This window comes from Streptomyces sp. NPDC059564, from assembly GCF_042735575.1.
Taxonomy (GTDB): Bacteria; Actinomycetota; Actinomycetes; order Streptomycetales; family Streptomycetaceae; genus Streptomyces.
Genome location: NZ_JBHWBP010000055.1, coordinates 1 through 15,265, shown reverse-complemented (window position 1 = coordinate 15,265; position 15,265 = coordinate 1). Strand labels below are relative to the sequence as shown.

At 74.2% G+C, this 15,265-nt stretch carries 13 protein-coding genes; 7 read left to right on the top strand and 6 right to left on the bottom strand.

Annotated features, from left to right (window positions below):
• Position 1 precedes the first annotated feature (1 nt).
• The 4 genes from ACFV0Q_RS13050 to ACFV0Q_RS13035 all read right to left on the bottom strand — a co-directional run bounded on the left by ACFV0Q_RS13050 (position 2) and on the right by ACFV0Q_RS13035 (position 4,862).
• On the bottom strand, positions 2 to 949 hold the full coding sequence (locus tag ACFV0Q_RS13050; protein WP_385004526.1) for a carbohydrate ABC transporter permease: 948 nt from the start codon (positions 947 to 949) through the stop codon (positions 2 to 4).
• 6 nt (positions 950 to 955) lie between these two features.
• Positions 956 to 2,290, bottom strand: a complete 1,335-nt coding sequence (locus ACFV0Q_RS13045) for an ABC transporter substrate-binding protein (RefSeq protein WP_385004524.1) — start codon at positions 2,288 to 2,290, stop codon at positions 956 to 958.
• A gap of 73 nt (positions 2,291 to 2,363) precedes the next feature.
• Positions 2,364 to 3,638, bottom strand: a complete 1,275-nt coding sequence (locus tag ACFV0Q_RS13040) for an ROK family transcriptional regulator (protein ID WP_385004522.1) — start codon at positions 3,636 to 3,638, stop codon at positions 2,364 to 2,366.
• Positions 3,639 to 3,791: 153 nt separating this feature from the next.
• Positions 3,792 to 4,862 carry a mechanosensitive ion channel family protein gene (locus ACFV0Q_RS13035; RefSeq protein WP_385004520.1) on the bottom strand — a complete coding sequence of 357 codons (1,071 nt, stop codon included), beginning with the start codon at positions 4,860 to 4,862 and terminating at the stop codon, positions 3,792 to 3,794.
• A gap of 263 nt (positions 4,863 to 5,125) precedes the next feature.
• On the opposite strand from ACFV0Q_RS13035, the gene ACFV0Q_RS13030 reads away from it, so the two are divergent.
• The gene (locus ACFV0Q_RS13030) at positions 5,126 to 5,662 is read left to right on the top strand and encodes an HNH endonuclease (RefSeq protein WP_385004518.1); all 537 of its coding nucleotides are present in this window, start codon (positions 5,126 to 5,128) and stop codon (positions 5,660 to 5,662) included.
• Positions 5,663 to 5,692: 30 nt separating this feature from the next.
• Here the strand turns inward: ACFV0Q_RS13030 and ACFV0Q_RS13025 are convergent, their stop codons facing one another.
• Positions 5,693 to 8,683 (bottom strand): beta-N-acetylglucosaminidase domain-containing protein, encoded by a 2,991-nt coding sequence (locus ACFV0Q_RS13025; protein ID WP_385004516.1) that lies wholly within the window; start codon positions 8,681 to 8,683, stop codon positions 5,693 to 5,695.
• 200 nt (positions 8,684 to 8,883) lie between these two features.
• On the opposite strand from ACFV0Q_RS13025, the gene ACFV0Q_RS13020 reads away from it, so the two are divergent.
• From ACFV0Q_RS13020 to ACFV0Q_RS13010, 3 genes are read left to right on the top strand one after another with little or no spacing between them, the layout of a single operon-like run.
• Positions 8,884 to 9,177, top strand: coding sequence for a hypothetical protein (locus ACFV0Q_RS13020; protein WP_385004514.1), 294 nt, complete (start codon positions 8,884 to 8,886; stop codon positions 9,175 to 9,177).
• Positions 9,178 to 9,220: 43 nt separating this feature from the next.
• Positions 9,221 to 11,203 carry a 4-alpha-glucanotransferase gene (locus tag ACFV0Q_RS13015; protein ID WP_385004512.1) on the top strand — a complete coding sequence of 661 codons (1,983 nt, stop codon included), beginning with the start codon at positions 9,221 to 9,223 and terminating at the stop codon, positions 11,201 to 11,203.
• A gap of 20 nt (positions 11,204 to 11,223) precedes the next feature.
• On the top strand, positions 11,224 to 11,454 hold the full coding sequence (locus ACFV0Q_RS13010; protein ID WP_385004510.1) for a hypothetical protein: 231 nt from the start codon (positions 11,224 to 11,226) through the stop codon (positions 11,452 to 11,454).
• 129 nt (positions 11,455 to 11,583) lie between these two features.
• On the opposite strand, the gene ACFV0Q_RS13005 is transcribed toward ACFV0Q_RS13010, so the two are convergent.
• A complete protein-coding gene (locus ACFV0Q_RS13005; RefSeq protein ID WP_385004508.1) occupies positions 11,584 to 12,096 on the bottom strand; it encodes a MarR family winged helix-turn-helix transcriptional regulator in 513 nt (170 codons plus the stop codon).
• A gap of 135 nt (positions 12,097 to 12,231) precedes the next feature.
• Here ACFV0Q_RS13005 and ACFV0Q_RS13000 point away from each other — a divergent pair, with 135 nt between their 5' ends.
• Genes ACFV0Q_RS13000 through ACFV0Q_RS12990 form a run of 3 tightly spaced genes read left to right on the top strand, consistent with a single transcriptional unit; the run spans position 12,232 to position 15,091 of the window.
• Positions 12,232 to 13,188, top strand: a complete 957-nt coding sequence (locus ACFV0Q_RS13000) for an EamA family transporter (protein WP_385004506.1) — start codon at positions 12,232 to 12,234, stop codon at positions 13,186 to 13,188.
• Positions 13,189 to 13,230: 42 nt separating this feature from the next.
• Positions 13,231 to 14,175 (top strand): DMT family transporter, encoded by a 945-nt coding sequence (locus ACFV0Q_RS12995; RefSeq protein WP_385004504.1) that lies wholly within the window; start codon positions 13,231 to 13,233, stop codon positions 14,173 to 14,175.
• A 10-nt stretch (positions 14,176 to 14,185) separates the two neighbouring features.
• Positions 14,186 to 15,091 (top strand): LysR family transcriptional regulator, encoded by a 906-nt coding sequence (locus ACFV0Q_RS12990; protein ID WP_385004502.1) that lies wholly within the window; start codon positions 14,186 to 14,188, stop codon positions 15,089 to 15,091.
• Positions 15,092 to 15,265 lie beyond the last annotated feature (174 nt).

The following is a 15,265-nucleotide window of genomic DNA, read 5'->3' as shown; positions in this document are numbered from 1 at the left end:
CTCAGTCACCGGCTCCGATCAGTCCGCCACGGCGGCGCATCAGGAGCGCGGTGAAGGCCATGGAGAGGGCGAACAGCACCAGGGCGACGACGCAGGCGGTTCCGTAGTCGAAGCGCTGGAACCCGACGTTGTAGACGAGCTGGGGCAGGGTCAGGGTGGACTTGTCGGGGTAGCCGGGTTCGAACTGCTGCCCGGAGCCGCCGATGACCCCGGCGGCCGTCTTTCCGGCGACCAGCGGCTGCGTGTAGTACTGCATGGCCTGGATGACCCCGGTGACCACGGCGAACAGGATGATCGGGGAGATGTTCGGCAGGGTGATGTGCCGGAAGCGGGCCCAGGCCCCGGCCCCGTCCAGCTCGGCGGCCTCGTACTGCTCCTTCGGTACGTCGAGCAGCGCGGCCATGAAGATGACCATCAGGTCGCCGATGCCCCACAGGGCGAGGGCGGTGAGCGCGGGCTTGGACCAGTCGGCGTCGGTGAACCAGCCGGGCGTGGGCAGTCCCACGGCGTCGAGCAGGGTGTTGACGGGGCCGGTGCCGGGGTTGAGGAGGAAGACGAAGGCGAGGGTGGCGGCCACCGGCGGGGCCAGGTAGGGCAGGTAGAACAGGGTCCGGAAGATCCCGGCGCCGGTCTTGATCTTCGTGATGAGCAGGCCGACGCCGAGGCCGAAGACGACCCGGCAGGCGGTCATGACGACCACCAGCCACAGCGTGTTGCGCATCGCCGGCCAGAACAGCGGATAGTCCGTGAAGACGTAGCTCCAGTTGTCCAGGCCGTTGGCGACGGGCGGCCGGAACCCGTCGTACCTGGTGAAGGAGAAGTACACGGTGGACAGCAGCGGATAGGCGAAGAAGACGGCGAAGCCGATCAGCCAGGGCGACATGAACGCCGCGGTCCGCAGGGCGGACCGCCGGCGCTTCGCCCGCAGGGTGGGGGTGCTGGTGGTCATCTCGGGTTACTTGGCCTTCGCGATGTCCGTGTCGATCTGCCGGTCGGTGGCGGCGAGACCGGCGGGGAGGTCGGCGACGTCGCCCTTCTCCGTCTTGTACGCGAAGTCCTGGAAGGTCAGCTGGTAGGTGCCGCCGTCGGCCTGGGCCGGGGTGGTGTTCGACTTCGGGTGCCGGGAGATGTCGAGGAAGGTCTTGAACTCGGGGGTCACCTGGAGGTCCGGTGAGTCCAGCGCGGCGAGGGTCGAGGGCACGTTGTGGATGGCGTTGGCGAAGGCGACCACGGCCTCGGTGTCGGTGGTCATGTACTTCACCAGTTCCCAGGCGGCGTTCTGCTTGCGGCTCGCCGAGGAGATGCCCATGACGGTGCCGGAGACGTAGCCCTTGCCGTAGTCGGCGATCTGGTCGTCGGGCACGGGCAGCGGGGCGGTGCCTATCTCGAAGCCGACCCCGGCCTCCTTGGCCATGGAGGCCCGCCACTCCCCGTCGATCTGCATGGCGACCAGGCCCTTGTGGAAGGGGTGTTCGGCGCTCCACTCGTCACCGAAGGTGGAGCGGAACTTCTCCAGCTTCTCGTACCCGCCGAGCTTGGCGACCAGGTCCTTCTGCGCGGTCAGCATCTTCGCGAAGGCCGGGTCCCCGGCCAGGTTGGAGCCGCCGTCGGCGCCGAAGTAGGTGGGGCTCCACTGGGCGACCAGGCGCTGCGGGGCGCTCTCGTAGCCGTGGAAGGTGGGCATCACGCCGAGCTGGTCGTACGAGTCCCCGTTGGGCTTCGTCAGCTTCTGCGCGGCCTCGGCGAACTGGGTCCACGTCCTGGGGGGTTCGGTGATGCCCGCGGCCGCGAAGGCGGTCTTGTTGTAGAGCAGGCCGTAGGCGTCGTTCAGCAGCGGGAGCGTGCACTGGTCGCCCTTGAACTGCGTGTACTCCAGCAGGGGCTTGGGGAAGACCTTCGCCTTGTCCACCCCGGACTTCCGCAGGAAGGGGTTCAGGTCGGCGAAGGCGCCGGAGTTGCAGAACTTGCCGACGCTGTCGGTGGTGAAGGAGGAGACCACGTCGGGGGACTTGTCGCCGCCCGCGCGCAGCGCCTGGTTGATCTTGTCGTCGGTCATGTTGCCGGTGACGTTGACCTTGATGTTCGGATGCGTCTTCTGGAACCGGGCGACGTTCTCCTCGATCGCCTTCACCTCGCCGGGCTCGGACCAGCCGTGCCAGAAGTTGAGGGTGACGTCCGCCTTCGGGTCGTCGGAGGCGCTGGTGCCGCTCTCGCCCGTACACGCGGTGGCGAGTACGGAGAGGGCGGCCAGGGTGGCGGTCGCGGTGATGAGGCGTCCGGTTCTGGGCATGGCGGTGCTCGCTCTCTGGGGGAGGAACTTCCGGTGGATGTGCCAGGGGGATGGGGGAGCGGGGCGGGGCGGGTCAGCGGGAGGTGTCGAAGACTTCCTCGCGGGTGTCGGCCAGGGCGCTCTCCAGGGCGCCGCGCAGGACGGGCCGTTCGCGCACCTCGCCGGCGACCAGCCGGGGCCGGGAGGGTGCCAGTTCGGCGAGTTCGGCTTCCAGCAGGGCGCGGAGCGGCTCGCCGCCCGCGTTGATCACGGCGCCGGACAGGACCACGATCTCCGGGTCCAGTACGGCGACGAGCGAGGCCAGGCCGGTCGCGAGGACGGTGGCGTACGACTGGAGGAAGGTCAGGTACGGGCCTTCGGGCCCGGCGGCGGCCCGCCGGAGCAGGGCGACGGCGGCGGCCACCTGGGGCCCGTGCGGGGCGGCGGCGGGCCGGGCGGCTCCGGCTCCGGTGCCTGTCCCCGTCCCGGCGGCCGCGTCGGGGATCTCGGGGATCTCGGGCGCCTCGATGCCGAGTTCGCGGGCGAGCCGGGGCACGACCTGGGCGCCGGCCAGCTCCTGGTACCCGCCCGAGTTGATCCGGGTGACCTGCCGGACCAGGGGGTGGCCGGGTACGGGCAGGAAGCCCACCTCGCCCGCGCCGCCGGTCCAGCCCCGGTGCAGCCGGCCGCCGAGCACGAGGGCCGCGCCGAGGCCGTCCTCGTTCCACAGCAGCACGAAGTCCTCGTGGCCGCGGGCCGCGCCGAGGCGCTGTTCGGCGACGGCGGCGAGGTTCACGTCGTTCTCGTACCCGACCGGCATGGGCAGGGCCGTGGCCAGTTCGTCGAGCAGGGTGGGGGAGTGCCAGCCGGGGAGGTGGCTGGCGTAGCGCAGCTGGCCGGTCTGCGGGTCGAAGGCGCCCGGGGTGGCGATGACGACGCGGTGCAGGTCGCGGCGCTGGAGCCCGGCGGCCAGGGCGGCTCCGTCCAGGGCGGCGGTGACCTGGCCGACGGCGTCGGAGCCTTCGGTGTAGGGGAGCTCGAAGCCGCCGATGACGGTGCCGGTCAGGTCGGCGACGGCGGCGTGCACCCCGTCGGGGGTCACGTCGAGTCCGCCGACGTACGCGGCCCGGGCGTTGAGGGCGTACAGCTGGGCGCTCGGGCCGGGGCGGCCTTCGTCGGTGCCGGTGGCGACGACCAGTCCGGCGGCCTCCAGCCGGGCGAGCAGCTGCGAGGCGGTGGGTTTGGACAGGCCGGTGAGGTGTCCGATCCGGGTGCGGGACAGCGGTCCGTGCGTCAGCAGCAGCTCCAGCGCGGCGCGGTCGTTCATGGCGCGCAGCAGGCTGGGTGTTCCGGGCGTGACGGCGGGCATGGGGCGTTTCTCCCTCACCGAGGTGAACTGTTAGGGAAGTTTCCTATCAGCTGCTGAGCCCTGTCAATGGCCGCGTCCGCGCAGGCCGCCGGACATGCGGCTGCCCCGCCGGAAAGGACCGGCGGGGCAGCTGGATCGCGGGGGTGCGGAGCGCTACTTGGAGATCCGGGGACCGCCGGCAGCGCCCTGCGGCGGGATCGGGGTGGCGGCCATGGACTGCGGGGACGCCGGGTTGGCCAGCGCCGAGGGCGGGGCGACGGAGGCGGCCGGGTCGGGGCCCTCCTCCGGCTCGGCGGCGTCCGGCAGACCGCCGATGATCCGGATGCCCGCCGCGTCGAAGGCCTCCTTGATCCGCCAGCGCAGCTCGCGCTCCACGGCGAACTGCTGCCCCGGCATGGTCTTCGCCGACACCTTCACGGTCATGGAGGCCAGCAGCACCTCGTCCAGGCCCAGCACCTCCACCGGACCCCACAGGCGCTCGTCCCACGGGGACTCCTTCGCCAGCCCGTCCGCGACGCCCTGGACGACCTCGCGGATGCGCGCCAGGTTCTCCGTCGGCTTGACCTGCACGGCCACGCCCGCGGTCGCCCAGCCCTGGCTGAGGTTGCCGATCCGCTTGATCTCGCCGTTGCGGACGTACCAGATCTCCCCGTTGTCGCCGCGCAGCTTCGTCACGCGCAGGCCGACCTCGATCACCTCGCCGGAGGCCACCCCGGCGTCGATCTTGTCGCCGACGCCGTACTGGTCCTCCATGATCATGAACACGCCGGAGAGGAAGTCCGTCACGAGGTTGCGGGCACCGAAACCGATCGCCACACCCGCCACACCGGCACTCGCCAGCAGCGGGGCCAGGTCGATCTTCAGCGCGGCCAGGACCATCAGCGCGGCCGTGCCGAGGATCAGGAACGAGGCCACCGACCGCAGCACGGACCCGATCGCCTCGGAACGCTGGCGGCGCCGCTCGGCATTGACCAGCAGCCCGCCGAGCGCGGTGCCCTCGACGGCCTCGGCGCTGGTGTTCATCCGGCTTATCAGCTTGGTCAGCGCCTTGCGGACCACCGAGCGCAGCAGGGCCGCGATCACGACGATCAGCAGGATCCGCAGACCGATGCTCAGCCAGGTGGCCCAGTTCTCCTCGATGAAGCTCGCGGCGTTGGTCACGCTCTCGGCGGCGTCGTCGGTGGTGTTCGCTGCCAACGGGAGCAGAGTGGCGGGCGAGGGCACGGCGGGGAACCTCCAGGCGTAGCGGTCTGCCCGCGGGACCGAAATGTGCGGGCAGGGCAACCACACTAACGGGGCACACGCCCGACCCCGTTGTCGTGTTCGAGGGAGAGACCGGACTCACCTGGGGATGAACGGGGTGTGGTTGAAAACACCTCGGACCCGTTACGGGCGCGTGGTGGCGCTTCGACCAGCCGTAAGGGGAGACTGGAGAGCAGATCGTCCCGGCGCGAGCCACGCGCCGCCGGCGTACAAGGAGGCAGTCCGTGCCGCACGTCCTGGTCCTCAACGCGTCGTACGAGCCGCTCGGCGTCGTACCGCTCCGCCGCGCGCTCGTCCTCGTACTGGAGAACAAAGCGGTCTCCCTCGAGGAATCGGGCGCCTTTCTGCACAGCGCGACGAGAGCCGTCCCCGCGCCCAGCGTGGTCCGGCTCAAGCGCTTCGTGCGGGTCCCCTACCGGGGGCCCGTTCCACTCACCCGCCGCGCGCTCTTCGCCCGCGACGGTGGCCGTTGCATGTACTGCGGGGCCGTCGCCACCAGCGTCGACCACGTCATCCCGCGCAGCCGGGGTGGCCAGCACGCATGGGACAACGTGGTCGCCGCCTGCCGCCGGTGCAATCACGTGAAGGCGGACCGGCACCTGCTGGAGCTGGGCTGGCGGCTGCGCCACCAGCCCGCCCCGCCGTCCGGTCTGGCGTGGCGGATCATCGGGACGGGCCACCGCGACCCCCGCTGGATGCCGTACCTCCAGCCGTACGGGGCCGACGACGCGCTGGAGCGGATCGGGGCCGCCGCGTCATAGGGGCGGGCGACCCCCGGCCGGGGAGCGCGGTCACGGAGCCACCGCGAAGGCCGAGGCCGACCAGAGACTGCAGCCGAACCGGGTCGCCCGGCGGTCGCACGTGACACGGACGAACCGGGTGCCCGGCGCGTCCAGCCGGACGGTGTCCACACCGCCCCGCGAGGTCACGGCGGCCGCCGGGCGCCAGCTCAGGCCGTCCGCGGAGGTCTCGACCCGGTACGCGGAGGGGTACGCCTCCTGCCAGTGCAGGGTGAGCAGGCCGATCCGCGCCGGGGCCGCCAGCTCCGCCCGCCACCACGCCCCGTCCACCGCCGGGGAGGACCACCGGGTGGCATCGGAGCCGTCCACGGCCGCCGACGCCGGGAAGCGCGGGTCCTCGTCCGCCGAGGAGGAGGCCCGGGCGGTGCGCAGCAGGTCCGGGCCGCCGGTACGCGGCACCGCCCGGACGGCGAGCCTGCGCGACTCCCCGGCGAAGCCGACGGTGACCTCGTAGCTCCCGGCCGGGGTGCCCGCCGGGACGGTCACCTCCAGCGGGACCGACACCGCGGCCCCGCGCGGCACCACCAGGTTCTCCGGGGCCCGCACGCGCACCCCGGGCGGCGCGGCCACCGTGAGCGGGCCGCGCACCTCGGCGGGGCCCAGGGCGGAGAGCCGCGCCGTCACCGTGCGCGGGGCCCCGCCGATCTCCGCGTCGGCCGGCGTCGCGTCGGCCGGCTCGAAGCGGACCCGCGGCCCGTCGGCGAACCACGGCACGACCCCCTGGACCTCCGGGTCGGCACCCGTCCACGACAGCCGGACGGCGTCGGCGCGCACCCCGGCCGCGTCGGCCTGGGTCCACCCGGAGTCCGCCGCCTCGCCGATCCGCCGCCAGCCCTCGCCCGGAACGTGCGCCTCCACCACGGCGCCCCGCGACAGCGGGTCCAGCGGCGCGGTCATCACGGTGACCGCCGACAGGGCGCGCGGGGCGTCCAGCCGGACGGTCCACGCGCCGGCTCCGCGCTCCACCGTCCCGTCGTGGCGGGCCGCGCCCGTCCAGGCCGCGGACTCCTCGGCCGCCCGCTTCAGGAAGGGGTCCAGCACCGAGGTGTCCACCCGGGCCGCGCCCTTCTCGGCCAGCGCCCCCCGCGCCTCCTCCAGTTGCCGCGAGGCCTTCCAGGCGGCCGCCCCGTCGCCCCGGGCCTCGGCCCCCAGCAGGTCCACGGCCAGCTCGCCCGCGGCCCCGTACCGCGAGAGCCGCTCCAGCCAGGGGCCCGCCTCGGCCGCGAAGGAGGGCAGCCGGGCCGGGGCCTCCCGCAGCACGGTGAAAGCGGCCCGCAGCCGTTCGCCTGCCTTCGGGTCACCGGCCGCGCGGGCCCGCCAGAACTCCTCCACCAGCGGCTTCAGGTACGCGGACTCCTCCAGTTTGAGCCCCGAGGAGGCGGTGTTCCCGGCCAGGGCCGCGAGCGCCTCGCGGGTGCGCCGGTCGGGGCCCGCCAGTTCGCGCACGGCCGCCGCCCAGGACTCCCCGGCCCGGTAACCGCGCGGGTTCCAGGCGTAGTCCGCGGCCGTGAACACCGGGATCCGCGACAGGGTGCCCTGCGCCATCGCGTTGGTCAGCACCCCCGCAGAGCCGCCGGCCACCGCCGGGTCGCGGCCGGCGTAGGGGCCGAGGAAGATGCGGCCCGGGTCCCAGTCGTTGACCGGGTAGTTGTCCATGGTGACCAGGGGGTGCCCGAGCGCGGAGCGGGCTCCGGCCAGCTCCTTGCCGGTGATGGTGCGCGGCACCACGCCCACGCCCGTCCAGGCCACCTCCACCCGGGCGTCCAGCGCCCCGGCCAGGGCCGTCCGGTAGGCGGTGGCGCCCTCCTGGAAGTACTCGGTCGGCATCAGCGACAGCGCCGCCGCCCCCGGATGCCGGGCGGCCAGGTGCGCGGCCAGCTCGCCCGCGACCTCGGCGTGCGCCTTCGCGGCCGCCGCCGGGCCCGTCCCGTACCGGACCCGGTCGGCCCGGCAGCCCCACTCCGTGTAGCTGACGTCCTGGAACTGCAGCTGGAACGCCCGGAAGCCCAGGTCCCACATGGCGTCCACCTTGCGCAACAGCGCCGCCCGCTCGTCCGCCGAGGCCAGGCACATGGACTGCCCCGGGGACACCGCCCAGCCCAGGACCACCCGGTTGGCGCGGGCCCGCTCCGCCAGCGCCCGGAACTCCTCCCGCTGCTCCGCCGGGTACTCCTCGCGCCAGGCCGTCGTGCGGTACGGGTCGTCGCCGGGGGCCAGCAGCAGCCGGTTCTGCTTGGTGCGGCCGAGGAAGTCGAGCTGGGCGAGGCGCTGCTCCCGGGTCCAGGGCTGCCCGTAGAACCCCTCGGTGACCCCGCGCACGGGTGCGATCGGCCAGTCGCGCACCAGCATCCCGGGCACCTTCCCGGGCCCGGCCGCCAGCAGTTGGCGCAGCGTCTGCGCGGCGTGGAACAGCCCGTCCTCGCCCACGCCGGCCAGCGCGACCGTGTCCCGGCCGCCGGTGCGGCCCACGGCCAGCCGGTACCCGCCGTCCGGCAGGTCACCGGCGGCGGCCGCGCCGAGGGAGCGCAGCGCCGTTTCGGCGTCCGGACCCTGGAGGCGTACGACGAGGGCCCGTTCGGGCAGCGCCGCCCCGGGGGCCCGTTCGTGCAGGGTCCGGACGCCCGCCCCGCGCAGGGCGGCGCGCACCACCTCGACGGCGTACGGGTCCACGTCCCCCGGCGCCACCAGTACGGCCTCCGCCCCCACCGTGAGCTCCCGCCCCGGATCGGCGACGGCCGACTGCGGCCGGGGCCACACGGCGGGGCCCTCGGCGGCGGTTCGCACCGGATCGGAGCCCGGATCGAGCAACGGTACGGGGACCGGCACGGAAGCGGCGGCGGAGCCGCCGTCAGAACGCGGCGTACCGGAGGTCTTCGGGGTCGCGGTGATGCCCTGAGGGGTCGCCGCGACGGCCCCGCCCAGCAGGCTCCCGATGACGGCGACCGCCGCCGCGGTGCTCCGCTTCCTGCCCCTGAGCTGCACGGAGCCTCCCCGTCCCGAGTCGTCCCCCGCTCGTACGAACGAGGCCGAGCCCACCACCCGTGCGGCTGAAGTGTCAATCGGGGCGGGTGATCTGACCTGGATCCGCCAGGAATGCGGTGCCGCCGACTGGGTATGGCTGCGGTGTTCACCGGGGGTGTTGCATGGGCGCGTCCGACGGACCCGCACGAAGGAGTGCTCCCATGAACGCCCGCACCGCGTCCACCACCGCCCGTTCCGCCGCCCCTTCCGCTTCCACCGCCCCCGCCCCCGCCCCCGCCCCCGCCACCCGTTCCGCCGTCCCCGCCACCGCCCGTGCCCACGCCCCGCTCGCCCACCTGCCCGCCCCCTCCGGGCCGGCGGACGGCCCCCTCACCAGCGAGCCCCCGCTGGCCGGCTCCGCGTACGCGCCGCTGACCAGCGAACCCCCGCTGCTGGAGGAGGCCCCGCTCACGAGCGAGCCGACCACCCCCGCCCCGTCCGCCGCGGGCCACTAGAGCACCCGGCCGGACCGCCCGACCCCCACGACAAGGGAGCTCCATGGACGACCTCGCCCGGCTCGCGGCCCTGCACGGCGTCGCCACCGCCTACCAGCCCGCCGAGGACGTCACCGTGGAGGTCCCGCCGGCCACCGTCCGGGCGGTCCTCGACGTCCTCGGCGTGCCCGTCGACGCCCCCGGCGCGGCCGGGGAGGCGGAGCGGGAGCGGACCGGGCTGCTGCCGGCGCCGACCGTGGTGCAGTGGCGCGGGGAGGGCGTCCCGGCGGCGCTGGCCGCGCTGCCGCCCGGGACCCGGCTGAGGGTGGCCCTGGAGGACGGGGCGGGCGAGACCGACTGGGAGCCGGGGCTGCCGTTCGGGGTGCACCGGCTCACCGCCGGGGCCCCCGACGGGCGCACCGCCGGGGCCACCCTGATCGTGGCCCCGGACCGGGCCCCGGCCGCCCCCGAGCGGGCCCACGGGCTGCTCGTCCAGCTGTACTCGCTGCTCTCGGAGCGCTCCTGGGGCATGGGCGACCTCGGGGACCTGGCGGAGCTGGCCCGCTGGGCGGCCCGCACCCACGGCGCCGGGTTCGTCCAGGTCAACCCGCTGCACGCGGCCGTCCCCGGCACGCCGACCGACCCCTCCCCGTACCGGCCCGCCTCGCGCCGCTTCCCGGACCCGGTGCACCTGCGGATCGAGGACGTCCCCGAGTACGCGGACTGCGCCGAGCGCGCCGCCCTCGACGCACTGGCCGCCCGGGGCGGGCAGCTGCGCGGGGAGGTGCTGGAGAAGGGCGCCCTGATCGACCGGGACGCCGTCTGGGACCTCAAGCGCGCCGCCCTGGAACTGCTGTACGCCGTGCCGCGTTCTCCCGTACGGCAGGCCGCGTACGAGGAGTTCCGCGCCGGGCAGGGCGCGCCCCTGGAGCGGCACGCCGCCTGGTGCGCGGCCGCGGTCGGGGAGGATCCGGCCGAGCGCGCCGACTTCCACGCCTGGCTGGTGTGGCTGACGGACGAGCAGCTGACGGCCGCCCAGCGGGCCGCGCGGGAGGCCGGGATGGCGGTCGGGATCGTGCACGACCTCGCGGTCGGCGTGCACCCCGAGGGCTCCGACGCCCGGACCGGCCCCTTCCACGCCCGGCACATCTCGGTGGGCGCCCCGCCGGACGCCTTCAACGCGCGCGGCCAGGACTGGGGGCTGCCGCCCTGGCGGCCCGACGCCCTGGAGGAGTCGGCGTACGCGCCCTTCCGGGCCCTGCTGCGCGGGGTGTTCCGGTACGCGGGCGCGGTCCGCGTCGACCACGTCATGGGCCTGTTCCGGCTCTGGTGGATCCCGGAGGGCGCCCCGCCCGCGGAGGGCACGTACGTCACCTACGACGGCGAGGCGATGCTGGCCGTGCTGGTGCTGGAGGCCCACCGGGCCGGGGCCCTGGTGGTGGGGGAGGACCTCGGGACGGTGGAGCCGCGGGTGCGCCGGGAGCTCGCCCGGCGCGGGATCCTGGGCACCTCCGTGCTGTGGTTCGAGCGGGACTGGTCGGGCGACGGCGATCCGCTGCCCGCCGCTGCCTGGCGGGCCGACTGCCTGGCCACCGCGACCACCCACGACCTGCCGCCCACCGCCGCCAAGCTGGCCGGGGCCCACGTCGAACTGCGCGACCGGCTCGGCCTGCTGACCCGCCCGCTGGAGCGGGAACGGGCCGAGGACGCCGCCGACACGGCGCAGTGGCTCCGGGTGCTGGACGGGCTCGGGCTGGAGACGAAGGGCGAAGAGGCCGCCGTACGGGCCCTGTACGCCTTCCTGCTGAGCACGCCCGCCCGGCTGGTCGGCGTGTGGCTGCCGGACGCGGTGGGGGACCGGCGGCCGCAGAACCTGCCGGGCACCTGGGACCAGTACCCCAACTGGCGGCTGCCGGTCGCCGACGAGGCGGGCCGGCCGCTCACCCTGGAGGCGCTGACGGCCTCGCCCCGGGCGAACGCCCTGCTGAGCGCGGTGCGGGAGGGGGCGCAGACCCGTACGGCACCCCCGGGCGCGCGCCCGCTTTAGGTGTTCGCTACGTTTGCACCGTGGACAAGAAGAACGCTCTGCGCGCCGGCGCCGTCACGGCCGGATCGACGCTGATGATGCTGCTGATGACGTCTCCCGCCCTCGCGCTCACCCGCGACGACGGTGACGACCCGGGTCCGGGCCTGAGCATTGGCGAGACGCTCGGCCTCTACGTGGTCCTGCCGATCGTGCTGTTCCTGGCCATCGCGGGTCTCGTGATGATCGGCGACAAGTCGCGCAAGCAGCAGTAACACGCGGTAACGCGCGGTAGTACCAGGCTTCCGGGGCGCCGGAGGTCCGCTCGTCCGGCTCCCGCCGGGCGGTCGCGACCTCCGGCGCCCTGTCGTGTCCGCTGCCGCGGACAGCCGCCTCACGGCCGGTTACGGGACGTCGGACAGCAGCTTGCGGAGCAGTCCCGTCAGGACCTCGACCTCCTCGGCGCCGAGTCCCTTCAGGGCGGCGGCCTGCACCTCCAGCCCCGCCCCGACCGCCTCGTCGATGAGCGCGAGCCCGCGCTCGGTGATGGTCACCTGGAGGCCCCGCCGGTCGTGCGGATCGGGGTTGCGCGTGAGCAGTCCGGCCCGCTCCAGCTTGTCCAGGCGCCCCGTCATACCGCCGGTGGTGAGCATGAGCGTGGCCGACAGCTGGCGCGGCGAGAGCGTGTACGGGCTTCCGGAGCGGCGCAGCGTGGCGACGACGTCGAACTCCCCGGTGGAGATCCCGTAGCGGTTGTAGGTCCGCTCCATCGCGTCGCCCATGGCCTTGGAGATCCGGTAGATCCGGCCGAAGACGGCCATGGGGGCGGTATCGAGGTCCGGTCGTACGACGTACCACTGTGCGGTGATCGCGTCGACGGCGTCCTTGCTGGTTTCCCTGCTGCTGGCCCGGTTCATGTCCGAAGTATCCAAGTTCCGTTTCCTTGTTCGCAAGAAAGTAGCTTGCAGAAAAGTAGCTTAGCGGTAAGCTACTTACGAGCGATCTAGTTGGGCGGCAGTGGGCCCCCGGTCGCCACCCGCCGAGGAGCCGTCGTGAACCGTGCCGCCACCGTCGTCCTGACCGCACTCGCCCCGATCTCCTGGGGCTCGACCTACTTCGTGGCCAGCGAACTGCTGCCGCCCGACAGGCCGCTCTTCACCGGGGCCATGCGGGCCCTGCCCGCCGGACTGCTGCTGATCGCCCTCTCCCGGACCCTCCCCAAGGGCGCCTGGTGGTGGAAGTCCGCCGTCCTCGGCACCCTGAACATCGGCGCCTTCTTCCCCCTGCTCTTCCTCGCCGCCTACCGGCTGCCCGGCGGCGTCGCCGCCGTACTGGGCTCCGCGGGACCGCTGTTCGTCGTGGGACTCGCCGCCCTGCTCCTCGGGGAGCGGGCCAGGCTGCGCACCGTGCTCGCCGCCGTCGCCGCCGCGTTCGGCGTGAGCATGGTGGTGCTGACCGCCGACGCGAAGCTCGACCTCGTCGGCGTCATCGCGGGCATCGTCTCCTCCGCCTCCATGGGCGCCGGCACCGTGATGACCAAGCGCTGGGGACGCCCCGAGGGCGTCGGCCCGCTGGCCGTGACCGGCTGGCAGCTCACCGCCGGGGGCCTGGTCATCATCCCGATCGCCGTCCTCGTCGAAGGGGCGCCGCCCGCCCTCGACGGCAAGGCCTTCCTCGGCTACGGCTACATGATGCTGATCAACACCGGGATCGCGTACTGGCTCTGGTTCCGCGGCATCGGCAAGCTCTCCGCCACCTCCGTCACCCTGCTCGGCCCGATGTCCCCGCTCACCGCCGCCGTCATCGGCTGGGCCGCCCTCGGGCAGGCGCTGTCCCCGGTCCAGCTGGTGGGCATGGCCGTCGCCTTCGGTGCCACCGTCTTCGGGCAGCTCCCGGGCCGTGCGCCCAAGGTGGTCGCCGCCGCCCCCGCCGCCGAACCGTTCAGCTCCACTGAAAAGACCGATCGAAATGTTTCGATGGACCTGAGCAATGCCGAGGTGCGACGGTAGGGCCACCTACTTCCGAACAGGACCCGAGGGGGAGACACGCAGGTGGCCATCACGGACCGCGCCCGTACCGTTCCGCAGGAACAGCAGCTCAGCACCGGCCGGGGCCAGGGCAAGAAGGGGGTCGTCGGCATCGGCGTCCTCCTCGCCCTGCTGGCGACGGTCGTCTGGTCCGGGAGCTTCGTGGCCACCCGCGGCATGGCCGGGTCCGTCCCGCCCGTCCAGGCCGTCTTCTGGCGCTGGATCATCGCCGCCCTCGCCGTCGCCCCCTTCGCGGCCCGCCAGGCCTGGCGGCAGCGGGCCCTGCTCCGCGAGCACCTCGGCTACGTCTGCCTCGCCACCCTGTTCGGCGTCACCCTCTACAACACCCTCGTCCACCAGGCCGGACTGACCACCTCCGCGTCCAACATGGGCATGATCATGGCCGCTTCGCCGGTCATCATGGCCCTCTACGCCCGCCTCGGCGGCGAACGGCTCGGCGCCCGGCGCACCTTCGGGATGCTGGTCGCCGCCTTCGGGGTGCTGCTGCTGGTCGGTGACGGATCGCTCGGCTTCGACTTCAGCGCCGGCGACCTGTGGATGTTCGGCGCCGCGCTCTCCTTCGCCAGCTACAGCGCCCTCCTCAAGCGCAAGCCCGCCGAGATCGGCGGACTTGCCTTCCTGATCAGCACCTTCGTGCTCGGCGCGCTGATGCTCGCCCCCGCGTACGCGGTGTCCCTCGCGGTGCAGGGCGGGTTCGAGGTGCGTGCCGGGACCGTCGGACCGCTGCTGTACGTCGGCGTGTTCTCCTCCGCCGTCGCCTTCTTCGCCTGGAACAAGGCCGTCTCGGTCATCGGCGCGGCCCGGGCCGGGGTCGTCTACTACCTCCAGCCGGTCTGCGTGGCGGGGCTGGGCCTGCTGCTCCTGGGCGAGCGGACCGGCCCGGCGGAGCTGCTGAGCATGGCGCTGATCCTCGGCGGGGTCGGGCTGGCGAGTGCCGCCCGGCGGTAGGTTCGGGGGCGTGATCGAGTGGGACGTCAAGAAGCTGCGGATTCTGCGGACCCTGGCCCACCGGGGGACCGTGACCGCCACGGCCGAGGCGCTGCACATGACGCCCTCGGCCGTTTCGCAGCAGCTGACCAACCTCGCCCGGCAGCTGGGGGTTCCGCTGCTGGAGGCGCAGGGGCGCCGGGTGCGGCTCACCGACGCCGCCCATCTGGTGCTGCGGCACACCGAGGCCGTGTTCGCGCAGCTGGAGCGGGCCGACGCCGAACTCACCGGGTACCTGGCCGGAGAGGCCGGGGAGGTGCGGGTCGGGGCCTTCTCCACCGCCGTACCGGTGCTGGTCGTCCCGGCCGTCGCCGCCCTGCGGCGCAGCCACCCCGGGATCGAGGTCCGGGTCCGGGAGACCGAGGCCGCCGAGTCCTACGAACTGCTCTCGGCCGGGGCCGTCGACCTCGCGCTGTCGCTGGCCGCGCACGCCCCGGGGGCCGGTGACGCCCGCTTCACGCGGATCACCCTGCTGGAGGACCCGCTGGACGTGGCCCTGCCGCCGGACCATCCGCTGGCCGCGGCACCGGGCGGCGTACGGCTGGCCGACCTGGCCGGGGAGCGGTGGATCTACGGGGGCAGCGGGCCCTGGTCGGAGATCACCCGCACCGCGTGCGAGGCGGCGGGGTTCGTGCCGGAGCAGGCGCACTCGGCGGCCGGGTGGACCGCGATCCTGGCGATGGTGGGGGCGGGGATGGGGGTCGCGCTGGTCCCGCGGATGGTGTCGGGCCGGGCGGAGGGGGTCGCGGTGCGGGGGCTGCCGCACGACCGCCCCACCCGGCACGTGATCGCGGCCCTCCGCCGGGGCTCCGAATCGGCGCCGGCCCTCTCCCGAGTCCTGGGCGCCCTTCGCGCGGCCGCCGCGCCCTCTTCTTGACGCGCCCCTCGTGCGGTTCGGCCGCGAGCGGCCACGCCTCCTTGACGCGCCGCTCGCGCGGCTCGGCCCTGGCGGGCCTCTCCGGCTTCGCGCCGCTGCGCCGGACTCCGTCCGTCGGCCCGCCGGGCGGGGCCGCGGCGCGTGGCCGGGCCCGGCCCTCGTCTGCGGGTATGG

Bases quoted from the DNA above. Each gene is read 5' to 3' on its own strand.
- ACFV0Q_RS13050 (WP_385004526.1), bottom strand. From the start codon at position 949: ATGACCACCAGCACCCCCACCCTGCGGGCGAAGCGCCGGCGGTCCGCC.
- ACFV0Q_RS13045 (WP_385004524.1), bottom strand. From the start codon at position 2,290: ATGCCCAGAACCGGACGCCTCATCACCGCGACCGCCACCCTGGCCGCC.
- ACFV0Q_RS13040 (WP_385004522.1), bottom strand. From the start codon at position 3,638: ATGCCCGCCGTCACGCCCGGAACACCCAGCCTGCTGCGCGCCATGAAC.
- ACFV0Q_RS13020 (WP_385004514.1), top strand. From the start codon at position 8,884: ATGAACGCCCGCACCGCGTCCACCACCGCCCGTTCCGCCGCCCCTTCC.
- ACFV0Q_RS13015 (WP_385004512.1), top strand. From the start codon at position 9,221: ATGGACGACCTCGCCCGGCTCGCGGCCCTGCACGGCGTCGCCACCGCC.
- ACFV0Q_RS13005 (WP_385004508.1), bottom strand. From the start codon at position 12,096: ATGAACCGGGCCAGCAGCAGGGAAACCAGCAAGGACGCCGTCGACGCG.